This is a genomic window from Streptomyces sp. CG 926, assembly GCF_003148825.1.
Taxonomy (GTDB): domain Bacteria; phylum Actinomycetota; class Actinomycetes; order Streptomycetales; family Streptomycetaceae; genus Streptomyces.
The window spans coordinates 113,459-137,503 of record NZ_QGGZ01000002.1 but is presented as its reverse complement, the minus strand read 5'-3'; the positions used below and the strand labels follow the sequence as shown (position 1 = coordinate 137,503).

23 protein-coding genes and 1 pseudogene are annotated in these 24,045 nt (G+C 71.4%); 9 read left to right on the top strand and 15 right to left on the bottom strand.

Features of this window, described 5'->3' with window-relative positions:
- Positions 1-2 precede the first annotated feature (2 nt).
- From nuoH to BCL76_RS05620, 8 genes and pseudogenes are all read right to left on the bottom strand, one after another.
- Entirely contained in the window at positions 3-1,355 is a 1,353-nt protein-coding gene (nuoH, locus tag BCL76_RS05655; protein WP_109778452.1) for an NADH-quinone oxidoreductase subunit NuoH, read from the bottom strand.
- Positions 1,352-3,856, bottom strand: coding sequence for an NADH-quinone oxidoreductase subunit G (locus tag BCL76_RS05650; protein ID WP_109778451.1), 2,505 nt, complete (start codon positions 3,854-3,856; stop codon positions 1,352-1,354). Before BCL76_RS05650 ends, nuoH begins: the two co-directional genes overlap by 4 nt.
- Positions 3,853-5,238 carry an NADH-quinone oxidoreductase subunit NuoF gene (gene nuoF / locus BCL76_RS05645; RefSeq protein ID WP_109778450.1) on the bottom strand — a complete coding sequence of 462 codons (1,386 nt, stop codon included), beginning with the start codon at positions 5,236-5,238 and terminating at the stop codon, positions 3,853-3,855. Before nuoF ends, BCL76_RS05650 begins: the two co-directional genes overlap by 4 nt.
- A complete protein-coding gene (gene nuoE / locus BCL76_RS05640; RefSeq protein ID WP_109778449.1) occupies positions 5,238-5,993 on the bottom strand; it encodes an NADH-quinone oxidoreductase subunit NuoE in 756 nt (251 codons plus the stop codon). The genes nuoF and nuoE overlap by 1 nt, the downstream gene beginning before the upstream one ends.
- Positions 5,990-7,345, bottom strand: coding sequence for an NADH-quinone oxidoreductase subunit D (locus BCL76_RS05635; protein ID WP_109778448.1), 1,356 nt, complete (start codon positions 7,343-7,345; stop codon positions 5,990-5,992). The genes nuoE and BCL76_RS05635 overlap by 4 nt, the downstream gene beginning before the upstream one ends.
- A pseudogene (locus BCL76_RS05630) lies at positions 7,345-8,127 on the bottom strand (NADH-quinone oxidoreductase subunit C); the annotation flags it as partial. The gene BCL76_RS05635 and the pseudogene BCL76_RS05630, both read right to left, overlap by 1 nt.
- On the bottom strand, positions 8,070-8,624 hold the full coding sequence (locus BCL76_RS05625) for a NuoB/complex I 20 kDa subunit family protein (RefSeq protein ID WP_030162005.1): 555 nt from the start codon (positions 8,622-8,624) through the stop codon (positions 8,070-8,072). The pseudogene BCL76_RS05630 and the gene BCL76_RS05625, both read right to left, overlap by 58 nt.
- Positions 8,625-8,639: 15 nt before the next feature.
- Positions 8,640-8,999 (bottom strand): NADH-quinone oxidoreductase subunit A, encoded by a 360-nt coding sequence (locus BCL76_RS05620; RefSeq protein ID WP_030010013.1) that lies wholly within the window; start codon positions 8,997-8,999, stop codon positions 8,640-8,642.
- A gap of 848 nt (positions 9,000-9,847) precedes the next feature.
- Between BCL76_RS05620 and BCL76_RS05615 the strand changes: the two genes are divergently transcribed.
- A complete protein-coding gene (locus BCL76_RS05615; protein ID WP_109778446.1) occupies positions 9,848-10,687 on the top strand; it encodes a C40 family peptidase in 840 nt (279 codons plus the stop codon).
- Between the two features lie 115 nt (positions 10,688-10,802).
- On the opposite strand, the gene BCL76_RS05610 is transcribed toward BCL76_RS05615, so the two are convergent.
- Together BCL76_RS05610 and BCL76_RS05605 are read right to left on the bottom strand one after the other, a co-directional pair.
- The gene (locus BCL76_RS05610; protein ID WP_109778445.1) at positions 10,803-11,765 is read right to left on the bottom strand and encodes a hypothetical protein; all 963 of its coding nucleotides are present in this window, start codon (positions 11,763-11,765) and stop codon (positions 10,803-10,805) included.
- A 29-nt stretch (positions 11,766-11,794) separates the two neighbouring features.
- Positions 11,795-12,205 carry a hypothetical protein gene (locus BCL76_RS05605; RefSeq protein WP_146228321.1) on the bottom strand — a complete coding sequence of 137 codons (411 nt, stop codon included), beginning with the start codon at positions 12,203-12,205 and terminating at the stop codon, positions 11,795-11,797.
- A gap of 334 nt (positions 12,206-12,539) precedes the next feature.
- Between BCL76_RS05605 and BCL76_RS05600 the strand changes: the two genes are divergently transcribed.
- Genes BCL76_RS05600 through BCL76_RS05580 form a run of 5 tightly spaced genes read left to right on the top strand, consistent with a single transcriptional unit; the run spans position 12,540 to position 16,816 of the window.
- Positions 12,540-12,914: a hypothetical protein gene (locus tag BCL76_RS05600; protein WP_030758046.1), complete on the top strand. Its 375-nt coding sequence runs from the start codon at positions 12,540-12,542 to the stop codon at positions 12,912-12,914.
- Positions 12,911-14,503 carry a peptidoglycan-binding domain-containing protein gene (locus BCL76_RS39380; protein ID WP_146228320.1) on the top strand — a complete coding sequence of 531 codons (1,593 nt, stop codon included), beginning with the start codon at positions 12,911-12,913 and terminating at the stop codon, positions 14,501-14,503. Before BCL76_RS05600 ends, BCL76_RS39380 begins: the two co-directional genes overlap by 4 nt.
- A 5-nt stretch (positions 14,504-14,508) precedes the next feature.
- Positions 14,509-15,222, top strand: coding sequence for an ABC transporter ATP-binding protein (locus tag BCL76_RS39375; RefSeq protein WP_258309453.1), 714 nt, complete (start codon positions 14,509-14,511; stop codon positions 15,220-15,222).
- Positions 15,219-16,439, top strand: coding sequence for an ABC transporter permease (locus BCL76_RS05585; RefSeq protein ID WP_258309350.1), 1,221 nt, complete (start codon positions 15,219-15,221; stop codon positions 16,437-16,439). The genes BCL76_RS39375 and BCL76_RS05585 overlap by 4 nt, the downstream gene beginning before the upstream one ends.
- Positions 16,440-16,498: 59 nt before the next feature.
- On the top strand, positions 16,499-16,816 hold the full coding sequence (locus BCL76_RS05580; protein WP_109778442.1) for a hypothetical protein: 318 nt from the start codon (positions 16,499-16,501) through the stop codon (positions 16,814-16,816).
- Positions 16,817-16,825: 9 nt separating this feature from the next.
- Here BCL76_RS05580 and BCL76_RS05575 read toward each other — a convergent pair whose 3' ends face one another.
- Positions 16,826-18,109, bottom strand: coding sequence for a geranylgeranyl reductase family protein (locus tag BCL76_RS05575; protein WP_030758036.1), 1,284 nt, complete (start codon positions 18,107-18,109; stop codon positions 16,826-16,828).
- A 97-nt stretch (positions 18,110-18,206) separates the two neighbouring features.
- Between BCL76_RS05575 and BCL76_RS05570 the strand changes: the two genes are divergently transcribed.
- Positions 18,207-18,725: a GNAT family N-acetyltransferase gene (locus BCL76_RS05570; RefSeq protein WP_109778441.1), complete on the top strand. Its 519-nt coding sequence runs from the start codon at positions 18,207-18,209 to the stop codon at positions 18,723-18,725.
- A 64-nt stretch (positions 18,726-18,789) separates the two neighbouring features.
- Here the strand turns inward: BCL76_RS05570 and BCL76_RS05565 are convergent, their stop codons facing one another.
- Together BCL76_RS05565 and BCL76_RS05560 are read right to left on the bottom strand one after the other, a co-directional pair.
- A complete protein-coding gene (locus tag BCL76_RS05565; RefSeq protein WP_109778440.1) occupies positions 18,790-19,719 on the bottom strand; it encodes a glutaminase in 930 nt (309 codons plus the stop codon).
- 5 nt (positions 19,720-19,724) lie between these two features.
- On the bottom strand, positions 19,725-20,417 hold the full coding sequence (locus tag BCL76_RS05560; RefSeq protein WP_109778439.1) for a demethylmenaquinone methyltransferase: 693 nt from the start codon (positions 20,415-20,417) through the stop codon (positions 19,725-19,727).
- A gap of 266 nt (positions 20,418-20,683) precedes the next feature.
- On the opposite strand from BCL76_RS05560, the gene BCL76_RS05555 reads away from it, so the two are divergent.
- Both BCL76_RS05555 and BCL76_RS05550 read left to right on the top strand, forming a co-directional pair.
- The gene (locus BCL76_RS05555) at positions 20,684-21,589 is read left to right on the top strand and encodes a DUF3152 domain-containing protein (protein ID WP_109778438.1); all 906 of its coding nucleotides are present in this window, start codon (positions 20,684-20,686) and stop codon (positions 21,587-21,589) included.
- 49 nt (positions 21,590-21,638) lie between these two features.
- Positions 21,639-22,103: a response regulator transcription factor gene (locus tag BCL76_RS05550; protein ID WP_109778437.1), complete on the top strand. Its 465-nt coding sequence runs from the start codon at positions 21,639-21,641 to the stop codon at positions 22,101-22,103.
- Here the strand turns inward: BCL76_RS05550 and BCL76_RS05545 are convergent.
- Entirely contained in the window at positions 22,069-22,713 is a 645-nt protein-coding gene (locus tag BCL76_RS05545) for an imidazolonepropionase-like domain-containing protein (protein ID WP_109778436.1), read from the bottom strand. The two genes, BCL76_RS05550 and BCL76_RS05545, sit on opposite strands and share 35 nt — an antisense overlap.
- Before the next feature lie 16 nt (positions 22,714-22,729).
- Positions 22,730-23,929: a cyclic dehypoxanthinyl futalosine synthase gene (gene mqnC, locus BCL76_RS05540; protein WP_109778435.1), complete on the bottom strand. Its 1,200-nt coding sequence runs from the start codon at positions 23,927-23,929 to the stop codon at positions 22,730-22,732.
- Between the last annotated feature and the right edge of the window lie 116 nt (positions 23,930-24,045).

Below are 24,045 nucleotides of genomic sequence, written 5' to 3'. Positions count from 1 at the left end.
TCTCAAGCCTCCTCTCGGTCACTGTCAGTATTCGTCCCACCACTGACAATCAGCTCCCGCTCGGTGCGGGACCGCCTGCGGGGTACGGGTGCCAGGTGCTGGCCGGGCTTGGGCGGTACGGGGAATCCGCCCGCCAGCGGGTCGAAGGGCTCGTCGTCGTGCGCCGCCTCGACGGCCGCCGTCTTCTCCCGCTTGTCGCGGAAGAGGTCCGCGACGAAGGAGAGGAGCAGGATCGCCACGACGCCGCCGCCGACGTAGAGGACGATCTCGCTGAAGTCGTACGCCTCGTTGCGCAGCGCCCGGACGGTGGCCACCAGCATCAGCCAGACCAGCGAGACGGGGATGAGGACCTTCCAGCCGAGCTTCATCAGCTGGTCGTAGCGCACGCGGGGCAGCGTGCCGCGCAGCCAGATGAAGAAGAACAGCAGCAGCTGCACCTTGATGACGAACCAGAGCATCGGCCACCAGCCGTGGTTCGCACCCTCCCAGAAGGAGCTGATCGGGTACGGGGCCCGCCAGCCGCCCAGGAAGAGGGTGACCGAGACCGCCGAGACGGTGACCATGTTGACGTACTCGGCCAGCATGAACAGCGCGAACTTGATGGAGGAGTACTCGGTGTTGAAGCCGCCGACCAGGTCGCCCTCGGACTCGGGCATGTCGAAGGGGGCGCGGTTCGTCTCGCCGACCATCGTGACGACGTAGATGATGAAGGACACCGGCAGCAGGATGATGAACCAGCGGTCCGCCTGCGCCTCCACGATCGCTGAGGTCGACATCGACCCGGAGTAGAGGAAGACCGAGGCGAAGGCCGCGCCCATCGCGATCTCGTAGGAGATCATCTGCGCGCAGGAGCGCAGGCCGCCGAGGAGCGGGTAGGTCGAGCCGGAGGACCAGCCCGCCAGCACGATGCCGTAGATGCCGACCGAGGCCACCGCGAGGATGTAGAGCATCGCGATGGGCAGGTCGGTCAGCTGCATCGTGGTGCGCTGGCCGAAGATGGAGACCTCGTCGCCCGGCGGCCCGAAGGGGATCACCGCGATGGCCATGAAGGCCGGGATCGCCGCGATGATCGGGGCCAGGACGTAGATGACCTTGTCGGCCCGCTTGACGATCAGGTCTTCCTTGAGCATCAGCTTCACGCCGTCGGCGAGCGACTGGAGCATGCCCCAGGGGCCGTGCCGGTTCGGGCCGATGCGCAGCTGCATCCAGGCGACGACCTTGCGCTCCCACACGATGGAGAAGAGCACCGTCACCATCAGGAAGGCGAAGCAGAACACCGCCTTGACGACGACGAGCCACCAGACGTCCTTGCCGAACAGGGACAGGTCCTCGGCAGCGAGTTGAACGGTGTTCACGCGCCCACCTCCGCAGTGGTGTCGCCTGCGCCGGCCGGGGTCGCCGGGCCGATGCGTACGAGGGTGCCCGGGCGGGCGCCGGCGTCGGCGAGGACGCCGGAGCCGGTGGAGTTCAGCGGGAGCCAGACCACGCGGTCGGGCATCTCGGTGATCCGGAGCGGCAGTTCCACGGAGCCGGCCGGGCCGGTGACCGCGAGGACGTCGCCGTCCTTGACGCCGGTCTCGGCGGCCGTGGCGGCCGACAGTCGGGCGCTCGCCTCGTGCCGGGTGCCGGCCAGGGCGTCGTCGCCCTCCTGCAGCCGGCCGAGGTCCAGCAGCAGCCGGTGGCCCGCGAGGACCGCCTCGCCGATGCCGGGGCGGGGCTGGGGCACGGTGTCCGCGCGCTGCGCGGCGGCCCGCTCCCCGGCCCACGGGCCGAGCCGGTCGATCTCCCGGCGTACGGCGTGCACGTCGGGCAGGGCGATCGGCCGGTCGGCGGCGTCGGCCAGCATGTGCAGCACGCGGGCGTCGGCCGGGGCGAGCCGGCGGGTCATCTGGTCGGGCTTGAGCGCGGCCTCGAACGGCCTGACCCGGCCTTCCCAGTTGATGAACGCGCCCGCCTTCTCGGCCACCGCGGCGACCGGGAGGACCACGTCCGCGTGCTCGGTGACCTCGCCGGGCCGCAGTTCCAGCGAGACCACGAAGGCCTCCTGGAGGGCGGTCCGCGCGCGGGCCGGGTCCGGCAGGTCGGTGACCTCGACGCCCGCGATCAGCAGGGCCGAGAGCTCCCCGGTCGCCGCGGCCTCGACGATCTGGCCGGTGTCGCGGCCGTAGCGGTGCGGGAGTTCGTCCAGGCCCCAGGCGGTGGCGACCTCGTCGCGGGCCCGCGGGTCGGTGGCGGGGCGGCCGCCCGGCAGCAGGGACGGCAGCGCGCCCGCCTCGACGGCGGCCCGCTCACCGGCCCGGCGCGGGATCCACACCAAGGTGGCCCCGGTGACGCCGGCGGCGCGGACGGCCGCGGTCAGCGCGCCCGGTACCCCGGCGAGGCGCTCCCCGACGAGGATGACCGCGCCGGGCAGGCGCAGCGCCTCGGCGGCTTCGGCACCCCCGGTCTCCAGGCCGGTACGGGACGCCAGCGCGTCGAGCCACTCGGGCTCGGTGCCGGGGGCGGCGGCGAGCAGGCGGCCGCCGGCCTTGTCCAGGCCGCGGGTGGCGAAGGGGGCGACGGAGAAGGTCCGCTGCTTGTGCTTGCGGTGGGCCTTGCGCAGCCGCAGGAAGACGCCCGGGGCCTCCTCCTCGGCCTCGATGCCGACGAGCAGCACCGCCGGGGCCGCCTCCAGGGCGGTGTACGAGAGCCACCGACCGCCGAGGTCGATCCCGTACCCGGCGACCTCCGAGGCCAGGAACTCGGCCTCCTCGGCGCTGTGCACGCGGGCCCGGAAGTCGATGTCGTTGGTGTCGAGCACCACCCGGGCGAACTTGGCGTAGGCGTAGGCGTCCTCGACGGGGAGCCGGCCTCCGGTCAGTACCCCGGCCCGGCCGCGCGCGGCGGCCAGTCCGTTCGCCGCGGCCTCCAGGGCCTCGGGCCAGCTCGCCGGGGCGAGCACCCCGTCGGAGCCGCGCACCAGCGGGGTGGTCAGCCGGTCCGGGCGCTGCGCGTAGCGGAACCCGAAGCGGCCCTTGTCGCAGAGCCACTCCTCGTTGACCTCGGGGTCCTCGGCGGCGAGCCGGCGCAGCACCTTGCCGCGGCGGTGGTCGGTGCGGGTCGCGCAGCCGCCCGCGCAGTGCTCGCACACGCTCGGGGAGGAGACGAGGTCGAAGGGGCGGGAGCGGAACCGGTAGGCGGCCGAGGTGAGGGCGCCGACCGGGCAGATCTGGATGGTGTTGCCGGAGAAGTACGACTCGAAGGGGTCGCCCTCGCCGGTGCCGACCTGCTGGAGCGCGCCGCGTTCCAGGAGCTCGATCATCGGGTCGCCGGCGATCTCGTTGGAGAAGCGGGTGCAGCGCGCGCACAGCACGCACCGCTCGCGGTCCAGCAGCACCTGGGTGGAGATCGGGACCGGCTTCTCGTAGGTGCGCTTCTTGCCCTCGAACCGCGATTCGGCGTTGCCGTGCGACATGGCCTGGTTCTGCAGCGGGCACTCGCCGCCCTTGTCGCAGACCGGGCAGTCCAGCGGGTGGTTGATGAGCAGCAGCTCCATCACCCCGCGCTGGGACTTGTCGGCGACCTCGGAGGTCAGCTGCGTCTTGACGACCATGCCGTCGGTGCAGGTGATCGTGCAGGAGGCCATCGGCTTGCGCTGGCCCTCGACCTCGACGATGCACTGGCGGCAGGCGCCGGCCGGGGAGAGGAGGGGGTGGTCGCAGAACCGGGGGATCTCGATGCCGAGCTGTTCGGCGGCACGGATGACGAGGGTGCCCTTGGGCACGGACAGTTCGACCCCGTCGATGGTCAGCGAGACGGTGTTCTCGGGTGGAACCGCCGCTCCGCCCCCGGAGGCCGCTGGAGTGGTGACGGTCATGCGTTCACCTCCGTGTCGGCCCAGAGGGTCGACTTCCTGGGGTCGAAGGGGCAGCCCTTGCCCGTGATGTGCTGCTCGTACTCCTCGCGGAAGTACTTGAGCGAGGAGAAGATCGGGCTGGCCGCGCCGTCGCCGAGCGCGCAGAAGGACTTGCCGTTGATGTTGTCGGCGATGTCGTTCAGCTTGTCGAGGTCGGACATGACGCCCAGGCCGGCCTCGATGTCGCGGAGCAGCTGGACCAGCCAATAGGTGCCCTCGCGGCACGGGGTGCACTTGCCGCAGGACTCGTGGGCGTAGAACTCGGTCCACCGGGTCACGGCCCGCACCACGCAGGTCGTCTCGTCGAAGCACTGCAGGGCCTTGGTGCCGAGCATCGAGCCGGCGGCGCCCACGCCCTCGTAGTCGAGCGGGACGTCGAGGTGCTCGTCCGTGAACATCGGGGTGGAGGAGCCGCCCGGGGTCCAGAACTTCAGCCGGTGCCCGGGGCGCATGCCGCCGCTCATGTCGAGGAGCTGGCGCAGGGTGATGCCGAGCGGGGCCTCGTACTGGCCGGGGCCGACGACGTGCCCGGAGAGCGAGTACAGCGTGAAGCCGGGGGACTTCTCGGTCCCCATCGACTTGAACCAGTCCTTGCCCTTGTTGAGGATCGCGGGAACCGAGGCGATCGACTCCACGTTGTTGACGACAGTGGGGCACGCGTAGAGCCCCTCGACCGCCGGGAAGGGGGGACGCAGCCGGGGCTGGCCGCGCCGGCCTTCGAGGGAGTCGAGCAGCGCCGTCTCCTCGCCGCAGATGTACGCGCCCGCGCCCGCGTGCACCGTGATGTCGAGGTTGCGTCCGGTGCCGTCGATGTCCTTGCCGAGGTAGCCGGCCGCGTACGCCTCACGCACGGCCTCGTGCAGGCGCCGCAGGACGGGCACCGTCTCCCCGCGCAGGTAGATGAAGGCGTGCTCCGAGCGGATCGCGTAGCAGGCGATGATCATTCCCTCGATGAGGGAGTGCGGGTTGGCGAAGAGGAGGGGGATGTCCTTGCAGGTTCCCGGCTCCGACTCGTCAGCGTTCACCACGAGGTAGTGCGGCTTGCCGTCGCCCTGCGGGATGAACTGCCACTTCATCCCGGTGGGGAAGCCCGCGCCGCCGCGGCCGCGCAGACCCGAGTCCTTCACGTAGGCGATGAGGTCGTCCGGGGTCATCGCGAGGGCCTTGCGCAGGCCCTCGTACCCGTCGTGCCGCCGGTAGGTCTCCAGCGTCCACGACCGTGGCTCGTCCCAGAAGGAGGACAGCACGGGGGCGAGGAGCTTCTCCGGGCTGGTCCCTCCCCCGGTCTGCGGGTGGGAGGTGCCCCCATTGCCGCCGTTGCTCAGTTCGGAAGACACCGACATCACTCCCCTCCCTCGGTGGTGGCCTCGCCGCGCGGGTGGACGATCGGGGTGTGCGCGGACTCGCCGCGCGCGATGCGCAGCCCGATCAGGGAGGCGGGACCGGCGCCGCCGGAAGCCTCGACCGCGCCCTCGCGCTCGTCCGGGAACCCGGCCAGGATCCGGGCGGTCTCCTTGTACGTGCACAGCGGCGCGCCCCGGGTCGGCGAGACCTCGCGGCCGGCCAGCAGGTCGTCGACCATGGCCTTGGCGGACTGGGGGGTCTGGTTGTCGAAGAACTCCCAGTTGACCATCACCACGGGGGCGAAGTCGCAGGCCGCGTTGCACTCGATGTGTTCGAGGGTGACCTTGCCGTCGGGGGTGGTCTCGTTGTTGCCGACGCCGAGGTGCTCCTTGAGCTCCTCGAAGATGGCGTCGCCGCCCATCACCGCGCACAGGGTGTTCGTGCAGACGCCGACCTGGTAGTCGCCGGAGGGCTTGCGCCGGTACATCGTGTAGAAGGTCGCCACGGCCGTGACCTCGGCGGTGGTCAGGCCCAGTACCTCGGCGCAGAACCGGATGCCGGTGCGCGAGACGTGGCCCTCGACGGACTGGGTCAGGTGCAGCAGCGGCAGCAGCGCGGAGCGGCTGTCGGGGTAGCGCGCGATGACTTCCTTGGCGTCGGCTTCGAGGCGCTCGCGTACCTCCGCCGGAAAGTCGGGGGCCGGCAGCTGGGGCATGCCCAGCGAGACCCCTTGGTTCGAAGGACTGGCGGTCATCGGTCGACGCCTCCCATCACGGGGTCGATGGAGGCGACGGCGACGATGACGTCGGCGACCTGGCCGCCCTCGCACATCGCGGCCATGGCCTGCAGGTTGGTGAAGGACGGGTCGCGGAAGTGGACCCGGTAGGGGCGGGTGCCGCCGTCGGACACGACGTGCACGCCGAGCTCGCCCTTGGGGGACTCGACGGCCGCGTACGCCTGGCCGGCCGGTACCCGGAAGCCCTCGGTCACCAGCTTGAAGTGGTGGATGAGGGCCTCCATGGAGGTGCCCATGATGTTCCGGATGTGGTCGAGCGAGTTGCCGAGACCGTCCGGGCCCATCGCGAGCTGCGCCGGCCAGGCGATCTTCTTGTCGGCGACCATCACCGGTCCCGGCTCCAGGCGCTCCAGGCACTGCTCGACGATCCGCAGCGACTGGCGCATCTCCTCCAGGCGGATCAGGAACCGCCCGTAGGAGTCGCAGCTCTCGGCGGTCGGCACGTCGAACTCGTAGTTCTCGTAGCCGCAGTACGGGTCCGACTTGCGCAGGTCGTGCGGCAGGCCGGCGGAGCGCAGGATCGGGCCGGTGGCGCCGAGTGCCATGCAGCCGGTGAGGTCGAGGTGGCCGACGTCCTGCATGCGGGCCTTGAAGATGGGGTTGCCGGTGGCGAGCTTGTCGTACTCCGGCAGGTTCTTCTTCATGGTCTTGACGAACTCGCGGAGCTGGTCGACGGCGCCCGGGGGCAGGTCCTGCGCGAGGCCGCCGGGGCGGACGAACGCGTGGTTCATACGCAGTCCGGTGATCAGCTCGAAGATGTCGAGGATCAGCTCGCGGTCACGGAAGCCGTAGATCATGATCGTGGTGGCGCCCAGCTCCATGCCGCCGGTGGCGATGCACACCAGGTGCGAGGAGAGCCGGTTGAGTTCCATCAGCAGGACGCGGATGACGGTGGCGCGGTCCGGGATCTGGTCGGTGATGCCGAGGAGCTTCTCGACGCCGAGGCAGTACGCCGTCTCGTTGAAGAACGGCGTCAGGTAGTCCATGCGCGTCACGAAGGTCGTGCCCTGCGTCCAGTTCCGGAATTCGAGGTTCTTCTCGATGCCGGTGTGCAGGTAGCCGATGCCGCAGCGGGCCTCGGTGACCGTCTCGCCGTCGATCTCCAGGATCAGGCGCAGCACTCCGTGGGTGGACGGGTGCTGCGGACCCATGTTGACGACGATCCGCTCGTCGTCGGCCTTGGCCGCGGACTGGACGATCTCGTCCCAGTCGCCGCCGGTGACGGTGTAGACGGTGCCCTCGGTCGTCTCGCGCGCGGAGGCGTGATCGGCGGAGGCGTTGTTTTCCGCATCGTTCGAGGTGGGGGACATCAGCTGTACGACCTCCGCTGGTCGGGAGCCGGGATCTGGGCGCCCTTGTACTCGACGGGGATGCCGCCGAGCGGGTAGTCCTTGCGCTGCGGGAAGCCCTGCCAGTCGTCCGGCATCATGATCCGGGTGAGGGCCGGGTGCCCGTCGAAGATCAGGCCGAAGAAGTCGTACGTCTCGCGCTCGTGCCAGTCGTTGGTCGGGTAGACGGCGACGAGCGAGGGGACGTGCGGGTCGCTGTCCGGGACGGACACCTCCAGCCGCAGGATCCGCCCGTGCGTGAGCGAGCGCAGGTGGTAGACGGCGTGCAGCTCGCGGCCCTTGTCCCCGGGGAAGTGCACGCCGGAGACGCCGGTGCAGAGCTCGAAGCGCAGAGCCGGGTCGTCGCGCAGGGTCCGCGCGACCCGGACGAGGTGCTCGCGGGCGATGTGGAAGGTGAGCTCGCCCCGGTCGACCACCGTCTTCTCGATGGCGTTGGCCGGGACCAGGTCCTGCTCCTCCAGGGCGCCTTCGAGCTCGTCGGCCACCTCGTCGAAGTAGGAGCCGTAGGGGCGGCTCGTCGCGCCGGGCAGGGCCACGGTCCGCACCAGGCCGCCGTAGCCGCTGGTGTCCCCGCCGCCCGCGGCACCGAACATGCCCTTGCGGACGCCGATGACCTCGGGGCCCTGGTCGCGCGGCGCAGGGACGTTGCTGCCGTTGCTGCCGTTCTCCGGCTCTTGGGTCTCGCTCACCGGAGCAGCCCCTTCATCTCGATGGTGGGGAGGGCCTTGAGGGCCGCCTCCTCCGCCTCACGGGCCGCTTCTTCCCGGTTCACGCCGAGCTTTCCGCCCTGGATCTTCTGGTGGAGCTTGAGGATCGCGTCCATCAGCATCTCGGGGCGTGGCGGGCAGCCGGGCAGATAGATGTCCACCGGGACGATGTGGTCGACGCCCTGGACGATCGCGTAGTTGTTGAACATTCCGCCCGAAGATGCACAAACCCCCATGGAGATGACCCATTTGGGAGCGGGCATCTGGTCGTACACCTGCCGCAGCACCGGCGCCATCTTCTGGCTGACCCGCCCGGCCACGATCATCAGATCGGCCTGGCGCGGGGAGCCCCGGAAGACCTCCATGCCGAAGCGGGCCAGGTCGTACCGGCCCGCTCCGGTGGTCATCATCTCGATGGCGCAGCAGGCCAGACCGAAGGTGGCCGGGAAGACGGACGACTTACGCACCCATCCCGCGGCCTGTTCGACGGTGGTCAGCAGAAAGCCGCTCGGCAGCTTCTCTTCCAGTCCCATGGAAAATTCAGCCCCTCAGTCCCATTCCAGGCCGCCGCGGCGCCACACGTAGGCGTAGGCGACGAAGACGGTGAGCACGAAGAGCAGCATCTCGACGAGCCCGAAGATCCCCAGGGAGTCGAAGGTGACGGCCCAGGGGTAGAGGAAGACAACCTCGATGTCGAAGACGATGAAGAGCATCGCCGTCAGGTAGTACTTGATGGGGAAGCGGCCACCGCCGGCCGGCATCGGCGTCGGCTCGATGCCGCACTCGTAGGCTTCAAGCTTCGCCCGGTTGTACCGTTTTGGACCGATCAGCGTGGCCATGACCACGGAGAAGATCGCAAACCCTGCGCCGAGGGCGCCGAGCACGAGGATGGGCGCGTACGCATTCACGCTCCTCGCTCCTTCCAGTCGTCCTTGACCGTTGGACCGCCGCCGGCGCCACGCGAACCGCCTCGCGAAGATCACGCTTCCGATCAAGCGCTTGCATGTGAGGCAGTTCACAAGCCGGACTGGTGCGCATCTTATGCCTGCTCGTCTGTGATCTGCGACACGGGTTGCAACACCGAGTTTGTGATCTCCACCACCTGACGAACGATCATGAAGTCCGATGAGTGGTGATCTTCATACGCGAAGCATCCACATGATCACCAAAGGTGACATCCAGGCCCGTTACCGCAGGTAGAAGGGCGCTTGCCCTATCAAACGTTTCCCTGTGCAGGCAAATTGGCAACGAGGGTGCCCGGGTGATAAAGGGATCGGCGTCGCCCGGTCGGGGGACACCGTGGGTACGGATGTGGACACGGGGCGAACACGAGGGGGCGGGAGTGAATGAGGGGGTCCGAGAGGGGGCAGGTGCCGGCCGGACGGAAGCCTCCGGCGAGCACGCACGGGACGACGCGAGTGCGTGCATCCGTTCACGAACCTCTCGGCACGTTCACAGGAAGGTCACGGGAGGGGCACAGCGTCCGCATGGCGTGACGTTGCTGTGACCTGCGCCACTCTGAATCCAGCCTTCCGAAAGGGGGCTTGGCCATCTGTGCGGAGTGATGGTAGGTCAGGGATCAATTAGGACTTAATTCCGAAACCCCATGATCACAGCCTTGTGAGGGCCTGTCCGTTTCGCCCGTTACGGCGTCAATAAGAAGTCGAGCGCGCCCGGTTCGCGCCTTTCTCGCGCAACTGTGGCGCAACCCACGTTTCTTGAAGGGAACCCTGGCGCCCTGATAGCGGTTGTCCTCATGTCCCACACCGCTCACATACCCAGCCACCGGAAGCCCCGCCGTAGCGCCTCGAAGCTCGCGGTCCGCGCCGGAGTTGCCGGTGGCGTCCTCAGCACCCTGGCCATGGCCGGCACGGCGAGCGCGTCCCCGTCCGCCGAGCCCGTGGCCGAGACGACGCTCGAAATGCCGGTCCTCAACCTGGACCTGGGCGCCGACGTCTCCACCGCCGTCACCGTGGCCGCCGAGAACACCCGCCTCGCGGCCGTCGAGGGCGAACTGACCGCCCAGGAGGAGAGCGCCCGTACCGGCGCCGCCGCCGAGGCGAAGAAGGCCAAGGAAGAGGCCCAGAAGCAGGCCGACGCCGAGAAGGCCGAGAAGACCGCGAAGGAAGAGGCCGCCCGCAAGGCCGAGGCCGAGCGCTCCAGCCGCAGCTCCTCCGAGCGCACGACGCTGAAGAGCGCCGCCGCGCCGCAGGGTTCCGGCACCGTCTCCGCCCCGGCCACCGGCTCCGCCGCGGCCATCGTCAACTTCGCCCGCGCGCAGGTCGGCAAGGCGTACGTGATGGGCGGCACCGGCCCGTCCTCGTTCGACTGCTCCGGTCTCGTCCAGGCCGCCTACCGTCAGGCCGGCATCAGCCTGCCGCGCATGTCCCAGGCGCAGTCCTCGGCCGGCACCTCCGTGTCGCTGAGCGCCCTGCAGCCGGGCGACATCCTGTACTGGGGCTCCAGGGGCAGCGCGTACCACGTCGCCATCTACGTCGGCGGCGGCAAGTTCGTCGGCGCGCAGAACCCCAGCACCGGCATCGTCGAGCGCAACCTCAGCTACGACAAGCCGACGGGCGCCGTCCGCGTCCTCTGAGCACGGCTCAGTTCACGGCCTCAGGGCCGGTACTCCCCCGCTCGGGGGTGGAGTACCGGCCCTGGGGGCGTTCTTCGTGTCTCCCGGGCCGCCAGGGAGCGGCCGAGGGCCGCGCTCAGCCCGACGAGGCCGCCAGCTCGAATCGGGCCTCCCGCTGCTTCCTGTAGAGCGCGAGCGTCTCGGCGTGCTCCTCGACGAGCCGTTCCTGGTAGGCCTTCTCGACCGCGCCCCAGATCCCGACGAGGTTCACCTCGCGCTTGCACGCGACATCGGCCTTGGCCGCCGTGACGGCCTTCGGACCGCCCTTGTCGTCCTCCAGGCCGAGCTTCTCCACGACGTCGTACGGCGAAGCGATCTGGGCGTATCCCGACTTGTCCATGCATGACGACCACTTCTTGACGACATCGACGACCCGGGAGTCCTGCCGGGAGCGGTCGTGCGCCTCCGAGGCCAGCCCGAACGTGAACAGCAGGTCCACGCTGTCCTTGGTCGGGGCGTACAGCTTGCGGTACGCCTCCCGCCCGCACCCGCCGGCCGGCACCTTCTGCCCGGCCGCCGTCAGACCGCTGTCCACCTGTGCGGCCTCCTCCTCGGTGTTCGCGTCGGGAGCCGTTCCGCCCTCGGCCCCGGGCCGCTCGCCGTTCATCACGACGTACGCGCTGTCGCTCAGCCGAGGCGCCGTGGGCTTCGGCGCGCTCCCCTCGCCCGCGGACGTGTCGTACCCGTGGGCCGCCGCGTACACCGGATCGGCCAGGCCGAAGAGGTACGCGTGCCGGTCCTCGGTCCCGGCGCCCGGGGCCTCGGCCGACCTCACGCCCTCGTAGGTGAACCCGTACCGGGCCATGCACCGGGCGACCAGGGCCTGCTGGACCTGGCCCATCCGGATCCGTTCGGCCTCGGTGTCCGTGTAGGCGTCCATCGGGAGGGCCAGCGTGGCCGTAGCCGGGTTCACCTCGACGGGACCGAGCTCGGGTTCACCGCCCTCGGGAGCGCCGGTCCCCGCGCAGCCGGCCAGGAGGACGGTCGCCAGCAGGGCGGCGGCCGCGGCGGCGGGCCGGCTGCGCCGGGAGGTGTTCATCGTGTGGAACTCCTTCTGCCGGATCCGGATTACGGGTGGAGGGTGTACTTGGCGGAGCTGATCTTGTTCTTGAAGCCGGCCGAGGCGTTGCCCGCGTAGTTCGACGGGATCTCTCCCACGCTGCCGCCCAGGTCCTTGTCGGTGCCGACCTTCCAGGCGTAGACGTCCCGGTTCCGGTAGGACTCGGTGGTGTCGTTGATCCAGTTCCCACTGGCCGAGCAGGAGCCCTGGTACTTGTCGTCGCTGAAGTTCACATCGCTGGTCGCCAGGTCGAAGACACAACCCGACTGGTTCTGCCAGTAGAAAAGCCCGAATTCCTGGTTCTCCAGATTTCCGTCGCGCCCCCAGGCGGCGGCCGGACCCGTGGCTCCCAGCAGAATGGCACCGGCCGAAACGACGGCGATGCAACCGGCCGACAGCTTGCGCATTGCGTTGTCCATCACGCTTACCTCACTCTTCGGGTGGAAACCGGGGTGTTCGGGGCGGACCGGAGGTGGCGCATTTCCGCCCGGCGGGGATTCAACAGCGAACCGCCGTGCCTGTTCAAGGCTTTTCTCAGCTGATGGACAGTCATTTCTGTTGTCCGATAGGTAACTTGCCGCAACCGGCCATGGGTATCTACTATCTGGCGCGCGCTCCCCCACCCGTCAAACGGATGCGCATAATCCACTCCTACCGCCGTAAGGGAAGCCCGCCGTGCGCGCAAGGCATTTGACCTCTCTCCTCCTTCTCGGCATTTCACTGACGGGATGTGCCGGCGGCAACAAAGAGCCCGTGGCAAGCGACAGTCCGCCGCCCACCGCGGAGGAAATCGCCTACTACGACTGCCTGAAGAAGCAGGGCGTGGCGATCGTTTATACGGACTACGGCGCTCCGCGCGAGGACAAGTCGAAGCCCTGGAACGACGAGGCCCACAAGACCTGCGCGCCGATGCTGCCTCCGCCGCCGAAGCCCCAGCCGGCCACGCCCGCCCAGCTCGCCGCCGCGCGGAAGGAGTCCGCCTGCCTGCGGGCCGAAGGCATCTCCTGGTACCCGGACCCCGACCCGGTCACCGCCCAGATCGACGACCGCAAGGGCACCCCCGAACAGTGGAGCTCGCTCAAGCGCGACCACCTCGACGCGTTGAAGAAGTGCCGGCCGGACGGATGAGCGGAGCCGAGCAGGTCGTGGAGCACGCCGAGGCCCCGGCCGCCCCCGAGGAGGACCGCGGCCCCCTCGCGCGCGGGCGGCGCGCGGTGCTCGCGGTCGTCGGCGGGGCGGCGCTGATGGCGGTCGGCGGACTGGTGGCGACCAGGTTGGTGAAGTCGCCCGCGCAAGTGGCCGCGGAGACCGGGCCGCCCGCACAGGGGGTCCTGACCGCGGACGTCGAGCGGCGGGTGCTCGCGCGGACCGTGGTCATGCGCGGGACGGTGGTCGCCGACCAGAGCGTCGCCGTGTCCCCGCAGGGGGTGCGCTCCGGCGAGGGGGCGGGCACGACCATGGTGACCAAACTGCCGCTGCAGGCCGGGGATCCGGTCACGGCGGGCCGGCTGGTCGCCGAGGTGTCCGGGCGGCCGGTCTTCGTCCTGCACGGGGCGCAGCCCATGTACCGCGACCTGAGGCCCGGGGCCACCGGCGACGACGTCGCGCAGCTGCAACAGGCGCTGCGCGAGCTCGGACACGGCAGCGGCGGCGACGCGAAGGGCGTCTTCGGGGCCGGTACGAAGGCCGCGCTCGCCGCCCGTTACCGGGCCATCGGCTACGAGCCGCTGCCCGCGGTCGCCGACGGGGGCGCGGCCCTGAAGGCGGCGCGGGAGGCCGTGCGGTCCGCGACATGGGCCGTGGAGGACGCGAGCAGCCCCACCGGCGCCGGGGGCGCGCCCACGGAGACCGGAGCCGGCAAGGGCGGAGCCGGCCCGGGCCCCGGCGCGGCGGCGAGCCCCGGTTCCGGGGCCGGTTCCGGGGCCGGTTCCGCGTCCGGTTCCGGGGCCGCGGCCCCGGCCGGTCGGGGGCTCGCGCGGGCGCGGCAGGCCCTTGTGGAGGCCCGGGCGGCGCTCGCGGCCGCCGAGGCCGCCGACGGGCCCATGCTGCCCACCGCCGAGGCCGTGTTCCTGAGCTCGTTCCCGGCCCGCGTCAGCTCCGTCGGCGCCCGCGCGGGTTCTCCCGTGTCCGGGCCGGTGCTCACGCTCTCCGGTGGGGAACTCGTCGTCGAGGCCTACCTCAAGGACGACAAGAGGCAGCTGCTGCGTGCCGGGATGGCCGTGGTGATCTCCTCCGAGCTCTCCGGCACCGATGTCCGCGGCACGGTGGCGGCCGTCGCCACCGAGCGCTCCGCCGCCCGGCCCGCCGGTCCCGGACCCCAGGAAGCCCCCGGCCAGGACCCCGGCCGGAACCCCAAGGGCGGCGGGAACGGCGGCGCGGGCGGCGGCGCCGACCTCGGTTACCGGATGGTGGTCCGCGCCGACCGGCCGCTGCCCGTCGGCTTCGCCGGGCAGGACGTCCGGCTGACCGTCGAGTCCGCCGCCACCGACGGCGAGGCGCTCGTCGTCCCGGTCACCGCGGTCTCGGCGGGCGCGGACGGGCGGACGGTCGTCACCGCCGTGTCCGCCGAAGGCACCCAGCGGCGCGTCGAGGTGCGGACCGGCACCAGCGGCGACGGGTTCGTGGCCGTCACCCCCACCCGGGCGGGCGCCCTCGGTGCCGGGACCAAGGTGGTGATCGGGGTCGCGCCCCGGGAGACCCGGGGGAAGACCGGGTGAGACTCCTGCCCGGACGCTCCCTGCGGCCCCCGTGCCCCACCGGCGACGACGAAAGCCCCGTGATCGAGCTCCGCGGGGTCGGTCTCACCTACCCCGGGCCGCCACCCGTCGAGGCCCTGCACCCCTGCGACCTGACCGTCCGACGCGGCGAGTTCCTCACCGTCGTCGGCCCCTCCGGCTCCGGGAAGTCCACCTTCCTCAACGTCGCCGGCCTGCTCGACGCACCCACCGCCGGCCGGTACCTCCTCGACGGGATCGACACCGCCGCCCTCCGCGACCGCGAGCGCACCGCCCTGCGCGGCCGCCGGATCGGCTTCGTCTTCCAGTCCTTCCACCTCCTCCCCCACCGGTCCGCCCTGGAGAACGTCGCCCTCGCCATGCTCTACACCGGAATCCCGCACGGCCGGCGCCTCGTACGGGCCCGCGAGGCCCTCGACCGGGTCGGGCTCGGGCACCGGGCCGGCGCCGTGCCCGGCCGGTTGTCGGGCGGCGAGCGCCAGCGGGTGGCGATCGCCCGCGCCCTGGTCGGACGCCCCTCGCTGCTGCTGTGCGACGAGCCGACCGGCAACCTCGACTCCGTGAACGCCGCGTCCGTCCTCGGACTGCTCGACGAACTGCACGGAGCCGGGATGACCGTCCTCGTCATCACGCACGACCCCGAGGTGGCCCGGCGCGGCAGCCGGACCCTCACCATCCGCGACGGGCGGCTGGATCCGTGAGCGCCGTCGCACCCACCCGGCTGTCCGTACGCGACGCGCTGGCCGAGGCCCTCGCCGGGATGCTCCGCCGCCCCGGCCGGGCCGTGCTCACCGCCCTCGGCACGGTCCTCGGCGTCGGCAGCTTCGTGGCCGTGCTCGGCCTCACCGCCACCATCTCCGCCCGGATCGACGGCAGGTTCGACGCGCTGACCGCCACCGAGGTCGCCGTCGAGGACGTCGCCGACCGGCAGAACGAGTTCGCCGGGAGCGGTTTCCCGGCCGACGCCGAGCGGCGGTTGCGCGCCGTCGCGGGCATCGAGCACGCCGGGGTGCTGTGGACGGTGCGGCTCGACCCGCGCACCACCGTCGGGCCCCTGCCGCCGGTGGCCGGCGACCCGGCCACCGGCGCGACGGTCGTCGCGGCCTCGCCCGGCGCCGTCGCCGCCCTCGTACCGACGCTCCAGCAGGGCCGGCTCTACGACGACTTCGCCGAGCGCGGCCAGGAGCGCGTCGTCGTCATCGGCAGCGGGCTCGCCGCCCGCCTCGGCATCACCACCCTGGCCACGCGGCCCGCCCTCTACATCGGCCAGGAGCCCTTCACCGTGGCGGGCATCGTCGCGGACCTCGGGCGCCGGCCCGAACACCTGATGTCGGTCCTCGTCCCGCGCGCCACCGCCGAGCAGCTCTGGGGGCCGCCCCCGCCCGGCGGCGCGACGATGCTGATCTCCACCGAACTCGGCGCCGCCCGTCAGGTCGCCGACCTCGCCCCGCTCGCACTGCGCCCCGACCATCCCGAGTACCTCAAGGCCGTCCCGCCGCCCGATCCGCGGATGTTGCGCTCCGGTGTCACCGCCGACCTGAGCGCGCTCTTCCTGCTGCTCGCCGGGATCTGCCTGGTCATCGGCGCGGTCGGGATCGCCAACACCACCCTGGTCGCCGTACTGGAGCGGACGGGCGAGATCGGGCTGCGCCGGGCGCTCGGCGCCCGGGGGCGGCACGTGTGGGCCCAGTTCCTCACCGAGTCCGCGGCGCTGGGGGCCCTCGGCGGCCTGGTCGGGACCTCGTTGGGCGAGCTGACCGTGGTCGCCGTCGCCGTCGTCCGGGACTGGACCCCGGTGATCCATCCGGCCACGGTCGCCGCGGCCCCGCTCGCCGGCCTGGTCACCGGACTGCTGGCCGGGCTCTATCCCGCCTGGCGGGCGGCCCGTGTCGAACCGGCCGAGGCCCTGCGAAGATAGCGGGAGCGCGCGCCTGACCGTCAGGGCCGACCCGACCCGCCCCTGGAGGTGGTGGCCCCGTGAACCCGAAGCCGTACGAATCCCACGGCGCCGGTGACCCCACCGCGGTTCCGGCGGCACTCGGGCTCGCCCTGCTCGCGGTGGGTGGCTGGCTGCTGACCACCGCCCGCCCCTGGCACAAGCCCGGCCATCCCCTCACGCTGGGTCTCGGCTGGACCGCCTCCGGGGCCCTGCTGGTGTGCGGACTGGTCCTGCTGGCCAGGTGCGTCCGTACCGTCCACGGTCGGCCGGAGCCGGCCCGGGACGCGGACGCGGGCGTGGCCCCGGACGCGGACGTGCCCGCACCCACCGAGGCGGGCACGGGCACGGACGGCTGAGGAGTCGGCTCAGGCCTTCGGAGCCACCTTCGAGAGGCCGTTGATGATGCGGTCCATCGCGTCGCCACCCGTCGGGTCGGTCAGGTTGGCCAGCATCTTCAGGGTGAACCGCATCAGCACCGGGTGGGTCAGACCGCGCTGGGCGGCGATCTTCATGACCTTCGGGTTGCCGATCAGCTTCACGAAGGCGCGGCCCAGGGTGTAGTAGCCGCCGTAGGTCTCCTTGAGCACCTTCGGGTAGTTGTGCAGCGCCAGCTCGCGCTGGGCCGGGGTGGCCCGGGCCTGGGCCTGCACGATGACGTCGGCCGCGATCTGGCCCGACTCCATGGCGTACGCGATGCCCTCGCCGTTGAACGGGTTGACGAGCCCGCCCGCGTCGCCGACCAGCAGCAGGCCCTTGGTGTAGTGCGGCTGCCGGTTGAAGGCCATCGGCAGGGCCGCGCCACGGATCGGCTGCGTCATGTTCTCGGGGGTGTAGCCCCAGTCCTGCGGCATGGACGCGCACCAGGCCTTGAGGACCTCGCGCCAGTCCAGCTCCTTGAAGGCGGAGGAGGAGTTGAGGATGCCGAGGCCGACGTTGGAGGTGCCGTCGCCCATGCCGAAGATCCAGCCGTAGCCGGGCAGCAGCCGGTCCTGCGCGCCGCGCCGGTCCCACAGCTCCAGCCAGGACTCCAGGTAGTCGTCGTCGTGTCGCGGCGAGGTGAAGTACGTCCGCACGGCCACGCCCATCGGGCGGTCCTCGCGCCGGTGCAGGCCCATCGCGAGGGACAGCCGGGAGGAGTTGCCGTCGGCCGCGACGACCAGCGGGGCGTGGAAGGTGACCGGGGTCTTCTCCTCGCCCAGCTTCGCGTGCACACCGGTGATGTGACCGGTGCGCGCGTCGCGCACCGGCTCGCCGACGGTGCAGCGCTCGTACAGCCGGGCGCCGGCCTTCTGCGCCTGGCGGGCCAGGGTCTCGTCGAAGTCGTCGCGCTTGCGGACGAGTCCGTAGTCCGGGTAGGAGGCGAGTTCCGGCCAGTCCAGCTGGAGCCGCTGCCCGCCGCCGATGATCCGCAGACCCTTGTTCCGCAGCCAGCCGGCCTCTTCGGAGATGTCGATGCCCATCGCCACGAGCTGCTTGGTGGCGCGCGGGGTCAGGCCGTCGCCGCATACCTTCTCGCGCGGGAAGGCCGTCTTCTCCAGCAGCAGGACGTCCAATCCGGCCTTGGCGAGGTAGTAGGCGGTGGTCGAGCCGGCGGGCCCGGCCCCGACGACGATCACGTCCGCGGAGTGTTCGGAGAGGAGCTCGGTCACTGCGGGGTCTCCCGAAGGCTCGATAAAGGGTGCCCAACGGCACCGGACATGTGCAGTCTATGCAGCGAGAGAGATCACGATCCGAAGGGTGCCTCCGATGACCACCTCGCCGACCCGGCCGCTTCCCTCCGTACAACTCCGCGTGCCCACGGACGAGGACGCGCACGCCTGGCACGCGGCCTTCGCCGACCCCGACGTCATGGAGTTTCTGGGGGGTCCCGCGGAGCTGTCCGCCTACGAGGAGCTGTCCGCGCGCCAGCGCATGCACGACGCCCAGCTCGGCTACTGCCTGTGGACCCTGATGGACGCGCAGGGCGCGGTGATCGGCTTCACCGGTGCCCAGCCGTGGCCCCGGGAGAAGGGGTGGGGCCCGGTGGGCGAGATCGAGATCGGCTGGCGCCTGGACCGCTCCGCCTGGGGTCAGGGCTACGCGTACGCCGCCGCGCTGGCCACGCTGGAGCGGGTCCGCGCGGCCGGCGTCCCGCACGTGGTGGCGATGATCGACGCCCGGAACGCGCGTTCGGTGGCGGTGGCCGAACGTCTGGGCATGACCTTGGCCGAGGAGTTCACCACCCCGGGCGGCAATCCGGGCCGCCGCTACGTACTGGCCTTCTAGGACCGGCCATCCGGCGGATCCGGGATCCGGCGGATCCCGGATCCGCCGGATCCGCCGGGCACCTCTAGAACACCGAGAGTCCGGTCAGCGTGGTGAACCGGTCCAGGGCGGCCACGCCCGCCACCGAATTGCCGCGGGCGTCCAGGCCCGGGCTCCACACCGCGAGGGCGCACCGGCCCGGGACGACGGCGACGATGCCACCGCCCACCCCGCTCTTGCCGGGCAGCCCGACGCGGTAGGCGAACTCGCCCGCCGCGTCGTACGTCCCGCAGGTCAGCATCACCGCGTTGATCTGCTTGGCCTCGCTGCGCGTCAGCAGCCGCGTGCCGTCCGCGCGGAGCCCGTGCCGGGCCAGGAAGCGACCGGCGCGGGCCAGGTCGGCGCAGCTCATCTCGATGGAGCACTGCCAGAAGTAGTGCTCCAGCAGCGCGGGCACCGGGTTGTCGATGTTCCCGTACGAGGCCATGAAGTGGGCGACGGCCGCGTTGCGGTCGCCGTGCTCCTGCTCGGAGGCCGCGACCTCGGCGTCGAAGCCTATGTCCGGGTTCTGGCTCTCCTGCCGCAGGAACTCCAGCAGCTCGCTGCTCGCGTCGCCCGTCAGCGTCTGGAGCCGGTCGGTGACCACGAGGGCGCCCGCGTTGATGAATGGATTGCGCGGAATGCCGTTTTCGTACTCCAGCTGCACGAGCGAGTTGAACGGGTTGCCGGAGGGCTCCCGCCCGACCCGCTCCCACAGGCTGTCGCCGCCCTCGGCCAACGCCAGGGCGAGCGCGAAGACCTTGGTGATGGACTGGGCGGAGAAGGGCACCCGCCAGTCGCCCACCCCGTGGACGTTGCCGTCGAGGTCGGCGATGGCCATGCCGAACTGCCGCCGGTCCACGCCTGCCAGGGCCGGGATGTACTCGGCCGGGGTGCCGCTGCCGATCAGCGGGGCGATGTCGGCCGCGATCCGCTCCAGCAGGGACTCGTAGTCCGTGCGTACGACGTCAGCCACCGCGGTCAGTCCTTGATGCCCCGGTGCAGCGCGACGATGCCGCCGCTGAGGTTGCGCCAGGCGACCTTGGACCAGCCGGCCTTCTGCAGCAGGGCGGCCAGCGCCGGCTGGTCGGGCCATTCGCGGATGGACTCGGCGAGGTACACGTACGGGTCGGGGTCGGAGACCACCGTGCGGGCCACCGGCGGCAGCGCTCGCATCAGGTACTCCATGTAGACGGTGCGCAAAGGCGCCCAGGTCGGCTGCGAGAACTCGCAGATGACGACCTGCCCGCCGGGCTTCGTCACCCGGTACAGCTCACGCAGGGCGGCGTCGGTGTCCTGGACGTTGCGCAGCCCGAAGGAGATCGTGACGGTGTCGAAGACGTCGTCCCGGAACGGCAGCTTCGTCGCGTCACCGGCGGTCAGCGGCAGCCAGGAGTGCCGCTTCTTGCCCTCCATGAGCATGCCCAGGGAGAAGTCGCAGGGGACGACGTACGCGCCGGTGGCGGCGAAGGGCAGCGAGGAGGTGGCGGTTCCGGCGGCCAGGTCGAGGACCACGTGCCCGGGACGCGCGCCGACCGCCTTGGCGACCTCCTTGCGCCACAGCCGGGCCTGGCCCAGCGAGATGACGTCGTTGGTGAGGTCGTATTTGGCCGCGATGCCGTCGAACATGGAGGCGACTTCGTGCGGCTGCTTGTCCAGGGAAGCCCTTGTCACTGGCGTTCGCCCCTCGGTGTGCGATGCGGATCGGCGGGTACACACCCATCCTCTCAGGCCGCGCGCCCCGTGAGCCGCGCGGGCTCCGACACCCCCGCCCTCCTTTCCCACCGGACGGGTGTCGGAAACTGTTCCGAAGGACAGTTACGCGACGCCCCGGCGGAGACGTTGACTGACATGGTGCGGCCCGGTGAGGGTCACCCACCGGATCGGTGACCGAATCGTGGCCGGTCCGGCAGGGGCCGCCACGAACAGGAAGCTTCACGATGCCGGTAGGCCATTCCAACGGTCGCTCCCGTCGCAGCAGCCCGCGCGCCCAGCGCCGGGCCGAGCGGCGCAAGCGGCTGCGGCGCACGATCCTCCTCGGCTCGGCGGCGGTGGTCGTGCTCTCGGCGACCGCGTACACGCTGCTGCCCGAGGACGACGACGCGAAAGCCACCGCGGGTCGGGCAGCCGCCCAGCCGGACCCGACGGCCGGGGAAACCGCGGACGGTTCCGCGAACCCGGTCCCGCAGGGCGGCCAGCAGTCCCCCTCCGCGCAGCCTTCCAGCTCACCCGCGGCGTCCCCTGCGAGCTCGCCCACGCCGTCGCCCGCTGCCTCGAAACCCGCCGAGCAGGGGGCCTTCAAGACCTCCGCCGCCGCCGGGAACGCGCAGGGCAAGGGGCCCGCGCGCCGCTGGCGGATCGAGGTCGAGGAGGGCAGCGGGGTCGACCCGGAGTCGGCCGCCCGCTCGGTCGAGGCGATCCTCGGCGATCCGCGCGGCTGGACCAAGGACCCGAAGTACGGCTTCCAGCTCGTCGCGGCGGGCCAGCCGGTGGACTTCACCATCAAGATCGCGACGCCGAAGACCACCGATCTGCTGTGCGACGTGGTCACGCCCGAGCTGATCGGCGAGACCAACTGCAGCACGACGGGGCACACCGTCGTGGTCAACCTCAAGCGCTGGCAGGAGGGTTCGCCGCAGTTCGCCGGCACGCCCGAGGAGTACCGGGCGCTGATCATCAACCACGAGGTCGGGCACGAGCTCGGCCGCGGCCACGAGTCGTGCCCGGGCCCCGGCAAGCCCGCTCCGGCGATGATGCAGCAGATCAAGGGGCTCCTCGGCTGCAAGTCCAACGCCTGGCCCTACGACACGAATGGAACCTACCTGTCCGGTCCGTCCGTCCTATAGGGGGAGAGCCGGCCACAGGACGGGGCCGGCCGGGGGGCTAGGAGAAAACGTGCGCGTCGTCAGCTTCAGCGTCCCGGCGTGGTTCCCCTCGTACGAGGAGCCGGGCGGGGAGGCGCAGGCACCGTGCGAGGACGCGCCGGACGGCTCCGTGCCGGGTGCCTCCGTGTCGGGTGCCTCCGTGCCGAACGGGGACGGCCCCGCCGATCCGCCCGCCGAGGCCCAGCTGACCGAGCAGGAGTCGGCCGTGTTCCTGTGCCTGGCCACCGGCGCGTCCAACCGGGAACTCGCCGTCGAGCTGCAACTCTCCGTCAGCACGGTCAAGTTCCACGTGGTGAACATACGGGCCAAGCTGGGCGGCATCAGCCGCCTGCAGGCCTGCCTGCTGGCCGCCCTCGCCCGGGAGGACACCCGACGCGCCACCGATGCCGCGGATGCCTCCGACGTCGCCGATGTCGCCGGGCACCGCGACCGGATCGGGCTCAGCGACGGCGGTGGAGCAGCCGTCCCCCGATGACCGTGGCCACGCAGGTGGTCGCACCCCGCTCCAGCAACTCGGCCTCGTCCGCCACCGCGAAGGCCGCGAACCGCGCCGGAACCCCCGCTTCCAGTATTCCGTGGAAGGCCTCCGCCGCAGCGCCCCGCCCCGCGAGGGGATCCAGGTCGGGCACCCCCTCGTAGGCGGCCGGCGGCAGGATCGTGAGCCCGGACCGGGACACCGCCGTGCGCACCGCCGGGATCGTGAAGCGGCCGCAGACCGCCACCACCCCGCGAGCCAGCAGCCGCTGCGTCCCGCGCCGGGCACTGTGGCCCCACCGCGGCTCGGTCATCTTCAGCGCGTCCAGCGCGGCCGCGCCCCGGATCGGATCGGCACCGAGTTCGGTGACCTCGTACGGGTCGTCCGGGTAGTACGTGCGCTCCAGCAGCTCGTCCGCCCCGCGCACCACCAGCCCCGGGGTGATCACCCCGGGCCAGCGACGGGCCCGGGCGTGCGGGTGGGCCGCGGCGACCTCCTCGTACGGCCCGACGCGGGCTATCCGGTCGCCGTCGACGAGGACCGCGCCGCCGGGCAGCGGCGCGGACCCGGGCCCGGTGACCAGGAGTTCGGCGGTGTGCAGCGTCAGCATCGGTCGGCCGGCGTCGTCAGTTCGTGGAGATGAGCTTCAGCTCGGGATGCGCCGTGCCGCCCTCGATGGCCGTGGAGGAGATGTGCGAGACCACCCGCTCGTCGACCGGGTCGTTCGCCGGGTCGTCGTGCACGAGCAGGTGCTCGTACGTGGTCGCGCGCTGCGCCGGCGTGCGGCCCGCCTTGCGGATCAGGTCGATGATCTCCTGGCGGTTGGAGCGGTGCTTGGCACCGGCCGAGGAGACGACGTTCTCCTCCAGCATGATCGATCCGAGGTCGTCGGCGCCGTAGTGCAGCGAGAGCTGGCCCGCCTCCTTCCCGACGGTCAGCCAGGAGCCCTGGATGTGGGCGATGTTGTCGAGGAACAGGCGCGCGATCGCGATCATGCGCAGGTACTCGAAGATCGTCGCCTGGGTACGGCCCTTGAGCCGGTTGTTCTCGGGCTGGTAGGTGTACGGGATGAAGGCCCGGAAGCCGCCCGTACGGTCCTGGGTGTCGCGGATCATCGCGATGTGCTCGATGCGCTCGGCGTTGGTCTCGCCGGTGCCCATCAGCATGGTGGAGGTGGACTCCACGCCCAGCTTGTGGGCGATCTCCATGATCTCCAGCCAGCGCTCGCCGGACTCCTTGAGCGGGGCGATCGCCGTACGCGGCCGCTCCGGCAGCAGTTCGGCGCCGGCGCCCGCGAAGGAGTCGAGGCCGGCGGCGTGGATGCGCTGGATGGCCTCCTCCGCCGAGACGCCCGAGATACGGGCCATGTGCTCGACCTCGGACGCGCCGAGGGAGTGGATGACCAGCTGCGGGAAGTCCTTCTTGATGGCGGAGAAGTGGTGCTCGTAGTACTCGACGCCGTAGTCCGGGTGGTGCCCGCCCTGGAACATGATCTGGGTGCCGCCGAGCTCGACGGTCTCCGCGCAGCGGCGCAGGATGTCGTCGAGGTCGCGGGACCAGCCCTTCTTCGCGTCCTTGGGGGCCGCGTAGAAGGCGCAGAACTTGCACGCCGTGACGCACACGTTGGTGTAGTTGATGTTGCGCTCGATGATGTACGTCGCGATGTGCTCGGTACCGGCGTAGCGGCGGCGGCGCGCGGCGTCGGCCGCCTGGCCCAGCGCGTGCAGCGGCGCGTGGCGGTAGAGGTCGAGCGCCTCTTCCTTGGTGATCCGGCCCCCCGCGGCGGCGCGGTCGAGGACAGACTGGAGAACGGCCTGGTCGGTCACCGGTGAGTCACCTTTCGGCGGTGTGTCTGTGTCAAGGTCCGGACCGATCCAGCCTACGCCAGGGCCTGACGCGCGGGTGAGGCCGGTCCGCCCGGTCGCCTCCGCGCGTCAGGCCC

Bases quoted from the DNA above. Each gene is read 5' to 3' on its own strand.
- BCL76_RS05650 (WP_109778451.1), bottom strand. From the start codon at position 3,856: ATGACCGTCACCACTCCAGCGGCCTCCGGGGGCGGAGCGGCGGTTCCA.
- nuoF (WP_109778450.1), bottom strand. From the start codon at position 5,238: ATGTCGGTGTCTTCCGAACTGAGCAACGGCGGCAATGGGGGCACCTCC.
- nuoE (WP_109778449.1), bottom strand. From the start codon at position 5,993: ATGACCGCCAGTCCTTCGAACCAAGGGGTCTCGCTGGGCATGCCCCAG.
- BCL76_RS05635 (WP_109778448.1), bottom strand. From the start codon at position 7,345: ATGTCCCCCACCTCGAACGATGCGGAAAACAACGCCTCCGCCGATCAC.
- BCL76_RS05625 (WP_030162005.1), bottom strand. From the start codon at position 8,624: ATGGGACTGGAAGAGAAGCTGCCGAGCGGCTTTCTGCTGACCACCGTC.
- BCL76_RS05615 (WP_109778446.1), top strand. From the start codon at position 9,848: ATGTCCCACACCGCTCACATACCCAGCCACCGGAAGCCCCGCCGTAGC.
- BCL76_RS05610 (WP_109778445.1), bottom strand. From the start codon at position 11,765: ATGAACACCTCCCGGCGCAGCCGGCCCGCCGCCGCGGCCGCCGCCCTG.
- BCL76_RS05605 (WP_146228321.1), bottom strand. From the start codon at position 12,205: ATGGACAACGCAATGCGCAAGCTGTCGGCCGGTTGCATCGCCGTCGTT.
- BCL76_RS39380 (WP_146228320.1), top strand. From the start codon at position 12,911: ATGAGCGGAGCCGAGCAGGTCGTGGAGCACGCCGAGGCCCCGGCCGCC.
- BCL76_RS05570 (WP_109778441.1), top strand. From the start codon at position 18,207: ATGACCACCTCGCCGACCCGGCCGCTTCCCTCCGTACAACTCCGCGTG.
- BCL76_RS05555 (WP_109778438.1), top strand. From the start codon at position 20,684: ATGCCGGTAGGCCATTCCAACGGTCGCTCCCGTCGCAGCAGCCCGCGC.
- BCL76_RS05545 (WP_109778436.1), bottom strand. From the start codon at position 22,713: ATGCTGACGCTGCACACCGCCGAACTCCTGGTCACCGGGCCCGGGTCC.